This is a genomic window from Acuticoccus sediminis (assembly GCF_003258595.1).
Taxonomy (GTDB): domain Bacteria; phylum Pseudomonadota; class Alphaproteobacteria; order Rhizobiales; family Amorphaceae; genus Acuticoccus; species Acuticoccus sediminis.
The window spans coordinates 208166-218523 of sequence record NZ_QHHQ01000009.1; the positions used below are offsets into that span (position 1 = coordinate 208166).

Annotated in this window: 9 protein-coding genes; 6 read left to right on the plus strand and 3 right to left on the minus strand. The window is 69.6% G+C overall.

What is annotated here, in order from left to right:
- Positions 1 to 409: 409 nt before the first annotated feature.
- Entirely contained in the window at positions 410 to 1174 is a 765-nt protein-coding gene (locus tag DLJ53_RS29835; RefSeq protein WP_111351959.1) for an IclR family transcriptional regulator, read from the plus strand.
- A 4-nt stretch (positions 1175 to 1178) separates the two neighbouring features.
- Here DLJ53_RS29835 and DLJ53_RS29840 read toward each other — a convergent pair whose 3' ends face one another.
- Positions 1179 to 2318 carry an ornithine cyclodeaminase gene (locus DLJ53_RS29840; RefSeq protein ID WP_111351961.1) on the minus strand — a complete coding sequence of 380 codons (1140 nt, stop codon included), beginning with the start codon at positions 2316 to 2318 and terminating at the stop codon, positions 1179 to 1181.
- A gap of 179 nt (positions 2319 to 2497) precedes the next feature.
- Here DLJ53_RS29840 and DLJ53_RS29845 point away from each other — a divergent pair, with 179 nt between their 5' ends.
- On the plus strand, positions 2498 to 2920 hold the full coding sequence (locus DLJ53_RS29845) for an Lrp/AsnC family transcriptional regulator (RefSeq protein WP_111351962.1): 423 nt from the start codon (positions 2498 to 2500) through the stop codon (positions 2918 to 2920).
- A 25-nt stretch (positions 2921 to 2945) separates the two neighbouring features.
- On the opposite strand, the gene DLJ53_RS29850 is transcribed toward DLJ53_RS29845, so the two are convergent.
- Positions 2946 to 3974, minus strand: a complete 1029-nt coding sequence (locus DLJ53_RS29850) for an acyltransferase family protein (RefSeq protein ID WP_111351964.1) — start codon at positions 3972 to 3974, stop codon at positions 2946 to 2948.
- A gap of 114 nt (positions 3975 to 4088) precedes the next feature.
- Entirely contained in the window at positions 4089 to 5135 is a 1047-nt protein-coding gene (locus tag DLJ53_RS29855) for a TRAP transporter substrate-binding protein (RefSeq protein WP_111351966.1), read from the minus strand.
- A gap of 558 nt (positions 5136 to 5693) precedes the next feature.
- On the opposite strand from DLJ53_RS29855, the gene DLJ53_RS29860 reads away from it, so the two are divergent.
- The 4 genes from DLJ53_RS29860 to DLJ53_RS29875 all read left to right on the plus strand — a co-directional run bounded on the left by DLJ53_RS29860 (position 5694) and on the right by DLJ53_RS29875 (position 10345).
- Positions 5694 to 6524 carry a bifunctional allantoicase/(S)-ureidoglycine aminohydrolase gene (locus DLJ53_RS29860; RefSeq protein ID WP_111351968.1) on the plus strand — a complete coding sequence of 277 codons (831 nt, stop codon included), beginning with the start codon at positions 5694 to 5696 and terminating at the stop codon, positions 6522 to 6524.
- A gap of 413 nt (positions 6525 to 6937) precedes the next feature.
- On the plus strand, positions 6938 to 7369 hold the full coding sequence (locus DLJ53_RS29865; protein ID WP_162409695.1) for a MarR family winged helix-turn-helix transcriptional regulator: 432 nt from the start codon (positions 6938 to 6940) through the stop codon (positions 7367 to 7369).
- Between the two features lie 273 nt (positions 7370 to 7642).
- On the plus strand, positions 7643 to 9223 hold the full coding sequence (locus DLJ53_RS29870) for an MFS transporter (protein ID WP_425320978.1): 1581 nt from the start codon (positions 7643 to 7645) through the stop codon (positions 9221 to 9223).
- Positions 9224 to 9232: 9 nt separating this feature from the next.
- Positions 9233 to 10345, plus strand: coding sequence for an HlyD family secretion protein (locus tag DLJ53_RS29875; RefSeq protein ID WP_111351971.1), 1113 nt, complete (start codon positions 9233 to 9235; stop codon positions 10343 to 10345).
- Positions 10346 to 10358: the final 13 nt, after the last annotated feature.

A 10358-nucleotide genomic window follows, 5' to 3' on the forward strand; every position in this document is an offset into this window, starting at 1 on the left:
CTGCGCTTACTGTCTTTGAAGATATGAGGAAACGTGAGCTCGCGATCGTACGCGGAGCCCAAAAGACGAGTGATGTGCTCCTCACGTGAGAAGATCTTGGCGCGCATCGGCACGCCCTCCTTTATTCGATTGAAGTGGGGCCATTCGCGCGCAAACAACGCTCCCGTGGCGGCCCCGCATGGCGCAAGATCTGGGTCGGCCGGTGAGATCATCTCTCGCCGACGGTCCTGATCGTTGCATCACCCCGGAGAATATGTCAATAGTCGAGATAGTCATCCCAACTATTGGGATATAGGTGACGAGATCTCGACAGCATGCCCATGTATTGCGCACAGGTCCCTTGCGCATGCGCCCCAAACCGGGTCATGCCTGACGAAGCGCGCCTGTGCGGGAGGGAGCGGAAACAACAATGAGCATGGTCATCGGCAAGGCGATCAAGTTGATCGACGTCGTTGCATCCGGAGCCTACAGTTTAGGCGACATTGCAAAATTATCGGGCATGTCCCGGAGCACGACCCACCGGCTTTTGTCGACGCTGGTCGAGCACAATTATCTCTACTTCGATCAGAAGCACTACGGCCTCGGCTTCCGCCTCCTCGAGCTCGGCGAACAGAAGAAGCGCAGCCTGCATTTCGTCGACGCGCTGCACGGCATCCTCGTGCGCTACGCCGGCATCACCAGCGACACGATCCACCTCGCGATCCTCGACGGGACCGACATCGTGATCGTCGACCGCATCGCCGGCACCCGCCAGCTTCAGATCGACTCGTTCGTCGGCCAGCGCACGCCCGCCGTGATGACCGCCGTCGGCAAGGCCCTCATCGGCCAGACCGATCCGGACGGCTGGCTCGACTACCTCGACGTCCTGCCGCCCGGCTATCCCAAGTCGCGCGAAGCGATCCTCCGCGAGCTCGACACCGCCCGGCTCGAGAACTACGCCTTCGACTTCGACGAGTGCAGCATCGGCACGTGCGGCGTCGCCTCCACCTTCCCGTTCAACGACACCACCCGTCTCGCCTGCAGCATCAACGGCGCCACCGTCTACTTCGAGGACGACCGGCTGGAGAGTCTGGTGCCGATGGCGCTCGAGATGGCGGACGAGCTGCGCCGTGCCGGCGCGTCGAGCCCGGCGCAGGCCGGCGCGGGATCGAGCCGCGCCAGCCCGACCCGGTAGCCGGTTATCGGCCCGGCGCGGCCGCAGGCCCGGAGTGACCGGCCGGGCCGCCCTGGCCCGGCGGCCTCGGCGCCGCGGACGCGCCGGCCCGCACGATCATGCCGAACAGGTCTCGCGGATCGTCCGGGTCGGCGAGAAGATCCAGCATCTCGACATGCGACGACCCCTCGACCCGATCATGGATGTACCGCAGAGCCGTGAAGTCCTCGACCGCGAAGCCGACGCTGTCGAAGAGCGTGATCTCCGCCCCGTCGCGCCGCCCCGGCGCCGCCCCGGTGATCACCTCCCACAGCTCGGTCGCCGGATGGTCCGGGGGCAGCGACTGCAGCTCGCCCTCGATCCGCGTCTGCGGCGTGAACTCGGTGAAGATCGAGGAGCGGAGCAGGATGTCGGGATGAAGCTCCGTCTTGCCGGGACAGTCCCCGCCGATCGCGTTGATGTGCACCCCGGCGCCGACCATGTTGTCGGAGAGGATCGTCGCGCGCTGCTTGTCGGCGGTGCAGGTGGTGATGATCCCGGCCCCCTCGACCGCCGCCTCGGCGGACCGGCAGGTCTCCACCGTCAGCCCCCGGGCCGCGAGGTTGCGGGCCGCTTTCGCCGTCGCCTCGGGGCTGACGTCGTAGAGCCGCACGGTGTCGATGCCGACGATGGTGCGGAAGGCGAGCGCCTGAAACTCGCACTGCGCCCCGTTGCCGATCATCGCCATGGTCCGCGCGCCCTTCGGCGCGAGGTAGCGGGCGGCGAGCGCGGACGCTGCGGCCGTCCGCAGTGCCGTCAGCACCGTCATCTCGCTGAGGAGCAGCGGGTAGCCGGTCTCGACGTCCGACAGGACGCCGAAGGCCGTCACCGTCTGGTGCCCCGTGCGCGTGTTCTTCGGATGCCCGTTCACGTACTTGAAGCCGTAGAGGCGCCCGTCCGAGGCGGGCATCAGCTCGATCACCCCGCCGGCCGAATGGCTCGCGATCCGCGGCACCTTCTCGAAGTCCGGCCAGCGCCTGAAGTCCTCCTCCATGGCGTCGGCCAGCTCGGTCAGGACCGTCTCGACACCGACCTCGGCGACGAGGCGCAGCATGTTGGCGACGCTCACGAACGGCACCATCGCGAGGCGGGAGGGGGCGAGATCGGCAGGGGCGGGCGCGGTCATGGTTCGTCCATCGGTTGGCGGAGGCCGGACGATGCGCAGCGCGGCGATGCGCGCGCCGTCCCAGGCGACCGCCTCAGGATGCGCCCGCGCCGCGCCGGACGTAAGCCTGCAAGATCGCCGGCCGGACCCCGATCCTTGCACGGATCGGCGGCCCGGGGCTTCGTTTCGCAGGTCCGGCCGTGAGCGATCTCGGCGAGACCGACCGGCGCCTCCTCGCGCTGCTGAAGGACAACGCGCGCCTCTCGCTCACCGAGCTGGCGCACCGCCTGTCCCTCTCGCGCACCACCGTGAAGCAGCGCCTCGAGCGGCTGGTGGAGCGCGGCCGGATCCGCAAGTTCACCGTCATGACGGACGTCGACGAGGCGCCGGGCGTTCGGGCGATCATGATGGTGGAGCTGAACGGCAGCATGTCGCGCGTCGTCGTCGAGGCGCTCCGCGCGATCCCGGACATCGCCTCGCTGCACTCCACGAACGGCACATGGGACCTCGTCGCCGAGATCCGCACCGGGACGCTGGGCGACTTCGACCGCGTCCTGCGCCAGGTGCGTGAGATCCCCGGCGTGGTGAACAGCGAGACGAGCCTCCTGCTCAAGCCGCTCTGACGCGCCGCGCCGCCGCGGCGTGCCGTCAGGCCGTGCCGACCGCGACCGCCGCGCGCCTCGGCAGCACGGGCGGGGCGTAGGCCCACCGGAGCCCGGCCGCGTCCACCGCCGCCTTGAGGCCGAGTGCCAGGACGACGGTCACCGCCACGATGAACGGCACCCCCCAGTAGCGCACCAGCGGCACATTCTCCGTCGTGACCGCGAGGACGGCGGCGAGGGCGGCGACGATCATGACGTGCGCCACGTAGATCGGCAGCGTGTTGCGCCCGAGGTACGTCAGCGCGGTCCGCGACGGCAGGAACGCCGCCAGCGCGATCGACACCGCCGCGCCGACCGCGAGTCCTGCGACCGACAGGACGAGCCGCCCCGCCCCGAAGGCCAGCCCCTCGAGGGAGGCGACCGCGATGCTGAGCGCCGCGAACACCGCCCCGCCGAGGATGCCCACCGCCAGCGGCCGCTCCGTCACCGCGCGGAGGATGTGGTGCCCGTACCAGGCGCCGCCGAGGAAGAACGGTGCGTACCAGACGAGGTTGCGCTGCGAGAACGCGTCGATCTCGATCACATGCCCGAAGGTCAGGAAGGCGAGGACGGCGAAGACGGGGAGGGCGAGGTGGCGCACCCTGTAGAGCAGCTTGCCCAGGAAGAAGAAGATCGCCAGCGCCCAGATGAACCAGATCCCGGTGTTCGGCCGCACCCAGGCGACCAGCAGCTCGGCGTAGGTGCTGCCCTCCTCCGGCGTCAGGACGTTGGTCTGCACGTTGCCGAAGTAGGCCCAGCGGATGAACGTCCACAGCGCGAAGAGGTAGGCGAAGATGACGAGGCGGCTGGTCAGCAGCTCCGACCAGCGGCGCGTGACCGCGCGCGTCCCCAGAAGCCCCGACACCGCGAAGAACAGCGGCATCCGGATCGGGGCGAACAGATTGTTGATCTGCACGAAACCGTAGGATGCGAGATCGTATTCCCGCAGGTAGTGCGTCGCGTGGAGAGTGACGACCAGCAGGATCGACGTGCCCTTGGCGACGTCGAGCCACGCGATCCGTTCCTTGTCGGCCATGGTGCTCTGCCTCGTCTGTGCCGAGGCCGCACCATGGTCCGCCGGTTCGTGGGGGTCGCCATCAAATGTTAGGCGATGTCTTCCGCGCCGTGGGGAACGGCGGGGGCGCGTCCGTTACTCCGGGTCGACCATGAAGCGCGTGGCGTTCGCCTTCTCGGTCTCCGCCTTCAGGAGGTCGACGAGCGCGACCGCGTCCGGGCCGAGCGTCTCCTCGATGTGCTTGTCGAAGGCCGCGCCGGTCACCTCGCGCATCGCCTGGCGGTCGTCGGGCGACAGCGCGGTGATCGTCATCTGCCCCTTCAGGCCGGAGATGCCGCGGTCCGACGCCTCGATGATGCGCGACAGCCCGCGCGAGGCGTCGACGCACGACTGCGCCGCGTAGTGGACGATGTCCTTCTGCGCGTCGGTCAGCTCGTCGTAGAACGACCTGTTCATGAGCAGCGTGAACGGCGAATAGAGGTGGTTCGTCAGCGTCATGTACGCCTGCACCTCGTCGAGGTTGGCGGTCACGATGATGGGGATCGGGTTCATCTGGCCGTCGATCACCCCGGTCTGCAGCCCGGAATAGACCTCCGAGAAGGCGAGCGGGTACGCCTCCATGCCGAGCGCGTTCATGATCGCCTGGTGGGATGGGAGCGTCATCGTGCGCAGCCGGACGCCCTTCATGTCCTCGAGCGTCGCGATCTCCTTCTTGGAGTTCGTGATCGCGAAGAGGCCGCCGGTGTCCGGGTAGCCGAGCACGACGACGTCGCCGAGCTTCTCCTCCATGTCGGCCTTCAGCGCGCGGCCGAACTCGCCGTCGAACACCTCGTTGGTCGCGCCGTTGTTGGCGAACGCGAACGGCAGGTTCAGGACGTCGATGTTGGCGTAGTAGGGCGCCAGCGAGCCGGTGGAGGCGTTGGTCATCTCGACGATGCCGTCGCGCACCATCTGCACCGCCTCGGTAATCGTGCCGATCTGCCCGCCCGGATAGAGCTCGACGGTGATCTCCCCGTTGGTGTCCGTGTTGACGATGTTGGCGAACACCGTGGCGCAGGCGTGGTTCGGGTTGTCGTAGATGTCCGGATTGGAATCGTGCGCGAACCGGATGGTCTTCTCTTGCGCCGTCGCAGCGCCGGTCAGCGCGACGAGGGCGACCGCCGCGAGCAGGTGGGCTTTCATGGATGGTCCTTGCGTTGTCGTTGGGCGGGAGGGCGCGCGCCGGGCGATCGCACCGCAGCGTTTCGACCCGGGGCGGGCGCCGTGCCGTCCGCCGCACAAGGCGGTCCGGCGCGGCTCACGCCCCGTCACGAGGATGGGACACCGCAGCATCGGCAACGCCCGTTGCGCCGGCGCAATGGCGGGCCGCCGACGGGCGCAGACTGTCCCATGTCCCGTGCGTTCACATCGAAGGTTGCGGATTTCAAAATCGTCGCCGACTCGTCAGGGCGTCGACTATTGGATGCCGGCCGCCCCGATGGAATGCGAAATAATAGACAATGTCTGCCTTCGATTGAGGCGAGCGCGCGTTCCCCGTCCCTGTGGGGTCGCGCCACCCGCCATTGTCCCAAGGCAACAACATCTCCATGCTGTTGCGCGCTGACAATGGACCGCACTCTGCGCGTCCGAGGCGCCGTCCTGCGGACCCGCGCCCGCCGGTGCTGACATTTGCCGCCAGTCGCGATACCGAGGCCGACCAACCGCGCGGGCTGTCCGCGCGCTCGCAAGGACGATGAGGCTGTGACCGACTTCACCTATCGCGCGCCCGACGGCGGGCTGCCGGGCCAGACCGAGCTGCACACCGGCCGGGCCGTCTTCACCGAAGCCTACGCCGTCATCCCCCGGGGCGTGATGCGCGATATCGTGACGAGCCGGCTGCCGGGCTGGAGCGCGACGCGCCTGTGGGTGCTGGCGCGGCCGCTGAGCGGCTTCGCGGAGACGTTCTCGCAATACATCATGGAGGTTGCACCCGGCGGCGGATCGGAGAAGCCGGAGCCCGATCCCGAGGCGCAGGCGGCGATCTTCGTCCTGTCCGGCAGCCTCCGGCTGACCATCGGCGCGGAGCGTCACACGCTGGCGCCGGGCGGCTTCGCCTACGTCCCGCCGGGCGCCGACTGGAAGGTCCACAACGACGGACAGGAGCCGGTGCGCTTCCAGTGGATCCGCAAGCGCTGGCAGCCGGCCGAGGGCCTCGGCCTGCCCGAGCCGATCGTCACCAGCGACGCCGAGCAGCCGCTGAAGCCGACATCGACGCCCGACGACCGCTGGTTCGCGACATGCTTCATCGACACGGACGACCTGCGCTACGACATGCACGTCAACATCGTCACCTTCGAGCCGGGCGGCGTCATCCCGTTCGAGGAGACGCACGTCATGGAGCATGGCCTCTACGTGCTCGAGGGGAAGGCCGTGTACCGGCTCAACCGCGACTGGGTGGAGGTCGAGGCCGGCGACTTCATGTGGCTGCGCGCCTTCTGCCCGCAGGCCTGCTACGCCGGCGGACCGACGCGTTTCCGCTACCTCCTCTACAAGGACGTGAACCGCCACGCCCCCCTCGGCCCCGTCCGCTGACGCCAGCGAACCCCCGCGCCGGCGAGTTCCCGCGCAGCCGGACCCGGCAGGGACGCGCGTCCCTGCGCGTGCCGCCCCGACAGTGAGCGCGGCCCCTGCGGGGGAGAGCGCTCCGGCGGCCGCCCGGCCACGGCGCCCGGCACATCGCGGCCCCCGGGACTGCCGGGAGCGGGCCGCCGTTCCATCTCAAATCGAACGGATCCGACCGGTCCGGCCGCGGCGGGCCGGTCGCGGCTGTCCTGCACGGATCCCCGCGACGTCGGCCAACCGCCGCGGCGGTTGAGTTCCCCCGCCCAGATGCATGCCTGAGCCCCGCGCCGAGGGGCAGGGTGACTGTTGCAAGTTCTGACGCATACCATTAGTTGGTAGATCATCAGTTAGCTATGCATCTTTTTTCCGAGGCCCCTGCCGCCATGTCTCAGCCCGACCCCGAATCGATCGTCCAGCAAATGGTCGTCGTGACCCGCAAGGTGACGAATCTGTTCGATTCGCGGGTCCGCGAGGCCGGCTTCACGCTGACCCGGGCACGGGCGGTGATCCTCCTCGCCCGCGCGACCGAGCCGCCCACCCAGAGCGAGCTCGCCGACGCGATGGAGGTCGAGCGCCCCACCATGGCGCGCATCATCGACGGGCTCGAGCGGTGCGGTCTCGTCGAGCGCAGGGTGATGGACGGCGACCGCCGCGTGCGCCGGATCGTCCTCACCGACGCCGCCGAGAGCCAGGCCAAGGCCATGCTCGACCTCACCCACGAGGTCCGCCGCGACGTGCTCGACGGCGTGGACCCGGCCGATATCGAGGCCACCCGGCGCGTGCTCGTCAGGATGCTCGCGAACATGGCGGCCTGAGCCATGGCCCTCCACCAGAACGCGGCACAGAGGTTCGACCCGCCGCAGGACAACGAGCGGCAAGCCGACACGGCCCCTCCGGCCCCTCCGGCCGACCGGGCCGACGCGTCGGCCGACCGCCGGGCGGACGGTCCGGACGAGGGGGCCGAGCCCGGGGGCGAGCCCGCCATTGGCGGCACGGCCGCCCCATCGACCGCCCCTTCCGCCAATGCGGCGAGCGGGGAGACGGCGCCGGCCGAGGCCGCCCCCGCCGCGGCGCCGGCATTCGTCCCGATGCACCCGCTGCGGGCGGCGGGCTATTTCGCCGCCTCCATGGTCCTCGCCCTGTCGCAGGGCTTCGGCCAGGCCGTCATTTCCGCGAATGCGCAACAGCTTCAGGGCAGCTTCGGCGCGACGCGGGCCGAGGTGACATGGCTCGTCGCCGCCTACCTCGCGCCCAACGTCTCGCTGACGCTCGCGCTCGTCAAAATCCGCGCGCAATACGGGCTGCGCAACTTCGCCGAGCTGTCGATCCTCGGCTTCCTGCTCGCCTCGTTCCTGAACTATGCGGCCGGCGACCTCCACACCGCGATCGCCGTGCGTTTCATGAGCGGCATGGCCGCCGCGCCCATGACGACGCTCGCCTTCCTCTACATGCTGGAGCCGCTGCCGCCGCAGCGGAAGATGACCGTCGGGCTCTCGCTGGCGATGACGCTCCTCTTCCTCGGCACGCCGTTCACGCAGCTCGTCTCGCCGCACCTCCTCGACGTCGGCCTCTGGCACGGCCTGACGGCGCTGGAGGTGGCGCTCGCGATGATCGGCTTCGGGCTCATCTACATGCTGCCGCTCTCCTCGCCCCCGCGCGAGAGGGTGATCCATTCGCTCGACATCATCAGCTACCTCCTGATCGCCATCGGGATGGGCGCGGCGGCCGTCGTCCTCACGCTCGGCAACCTCTACTGGTGGCTCGAGGCGCCGTGGCTCGGATGGCTCCTCGCCCTCTCCGTCGCCGTGCTCGCGCTGGCGGCGTCGATCGAGCTGAACCGCAAGGATCCGCTCATCGACATCCGCTGGCTGACGAGTCCGCCGATCCTCCATTTCTCAGGGGCGCTGCTGCTCTTCCGCATCGTGCTCGCGGAGCAGACGTCGGGCGCACCGGGCCTCTTCCGCGCACTCGGGCTCGGCAACGAGCAGATGCAGACGATGTTCGTCGTCGTCCTCGCGGCGACGCTGGCGGGCGGCATCACCTGCGCGTTCCTGCTGAAGCCGAACCGCGTTCCGGCCTTCCACGTGGTGGCGCTGCTCCTGATCATCGCCGGAGCGCTGATGGACAGCGGCGCGACCAGCCAGACGCGGCCGGAGCAGCTGTACGCCAGCCAGGCGATGCTGGGGTTCGCCTCAGCGATCTTCCTGCCCCCGGCCGCGCTCACCGGGATCACCAGCGCGCTCGCCAAGGGGCGGCAGTACCTGCTCTCGTTCATCATCGTCTTCCTGACGACGCAGAAGCTCGGCGGGGTGCTCGGCTCGGCGATCTTCCAGACCTTCGTCACGCTGCGCAACGCGTTCCACGTCACGCGCCTCTCGGAGACGCTGACGATGACGGATCCCGCCATCACCGAGCGCCTCTCCACGCTCGGCGGCGCCTACGGCTCGGTGCTGACCGACAAGGCCGCGATGAGCGCGCAGGGACTCTCCAGCCTCTCCGGCACCGTGAAGACCGAGGCGTCCGTCCTTGCCTACAACGACGCGTTCCTCGCCGTCGCCGTGCTCGCCGCCGCCGCGCTCCTCGCCCTCCTCATCCACGTCACGTCCGACTGGCTCCGCGCCCGCGCGAAGGCGCGGCGGGAACTGTCGGCCGCCGCCCAAGCTGCCTGAAGGTTCGACATGCTCGCCCGCGCCACACGCCATATCGCAACGCTCTTCGCGGTCGCCCTCGGCATAGCCGGGGTGGTCGCGGTCCTCTACGCCTGGAAGCTGCCCCCGTTCACCTCGACCATGAAGGTGACGGAGGACGCCTACGTGAGGGGACGCGTGACGACCCTCGCGCCACAGCTCGCGGGGCAGATCGCAGAGGTCGCGGTCACCGACTTCCAGCCGGTGCACGCCGGCGACGTCCTGGTGCGCATCGACGACGACATCTACCGCCAGCGGCTCGCCCAGGCCGAGGCCACGCTCGCCGAGCGGCGCGCCGCCCTCGCCGGCAACAAGCAGGACCGCATCGTCGCCGAGGCGAAGATCCGCTCCGCCGACGCGGGCGTCGCCTCCGCCGAGGCGACGCTGAAGGTCGCCGAGGCCAACCTCGGCCGGATCGACAAGCTGCAGAGCCGCGGTGTCGCGACGAAACGCGAGGCCGACGAGCAGGGGCTCGCCCGCGACCAGGCCCGCGCCACGCGCGATCAGGCCAAGGCCGAGGCGGATCAGGCCCGGCAGAACCTCGCGGCGATCGCCACCAACCGCCGCTCGCTGGAGGCAGAGGTCGCCAACGCGCAGGCCTCCGTCAGGCTCGCGCAGATCGACCTCGACAACACCGTCATCACCGCGCCGGTCAACGGGCGCCTCGGCGAGGTGTCCGCGCGCGTCGGTCAGTACGTGACGAGCGGCACTCGCCTCACGACGCTGGTGGCGGAGGACATCTGGGTCGTCGCCAACTTCAAGGAGACGCAGGTCGGCGGAATGACGCCGGGTCTGCCGGTGAGCTTCACCGTCGACGCGCTCGGCGACGCCGAGCTGAGCGGGACGATCGAGCGCTTCTCGCCGGCGACCGGGTCGGAGTTCTCGGTCCTCTCCTCCAGCAACGCGACCGGCAACTTCATCAAGGTCGCCCAGCGCCTTCCGGTGCGCATCGCGATCGACCCGGGCCAGCCGCTGGCCGAGCGCCTCGCCCCCGGCATGTCCGTCGTCGCGCGGGTGGACACCGCGCATCCGGCGAGGAGCGACGTCGCCGGCTCCGCCCCCAGGACCGTCGCCGCGGCGGACGCGCCCCTGCCCAACCCCTGACGTCCCACTGCTG

Bases quoted from the DNA above. Each gene is read 5' to 3' on its own strand.
- DLJ53_RS29835 (WP_111351959.1), top strand. From the start codon at position 410: ATGAGCATGGTCATCGGCAAGGCGATCAAGTTGATCGACGTCGTTGCA.
- DLJ53_RS29840 (WP_111351961.1), bottom strand. From the start codon at position 2,318: ATGACCGCGCCCGCCCCTGCCGATCTCGCCCCCTCCCGCCTCGCGATG.
- DLJ53_RS29850 (WP_111351964.1), bottom strand. From the start codon at position 3,974: ATGGCCGACAAGGAACGGATCGCGTGGCTCGACGTCGCCAAGGGCACG.
- DLJ53_RS29855 (WP_111351966.1), bottom strand. From the start codon at position 5,135: ATGAAAGCCCACCTGCTCGCGGCGGTCGCCCTCGTCGCGCTGACCGGC.
- DLJ53_RS29865 (WP_162409695.1), top strand. From the start codon at position 6,938: ATGTCTCAGCCCGACCCCGAATCGATCGTCCAGCAAATGGTCGTCGTG.
- DLJ53_RS29870 (WP_425320978.1), top strand. From the start codon at position 7,643: ATGCACCCGCTGCGGGCGGCGGGCTATTTCGCCGCCTCCATGGTCCTC.
- DLJ53_RS29875 (WP_111351971.1), top strand. From the start codon at position 9,233: ATGCTCGCCCGCGCCACACGCCATATCGCAACGCTCTTCGCGGTCGCC.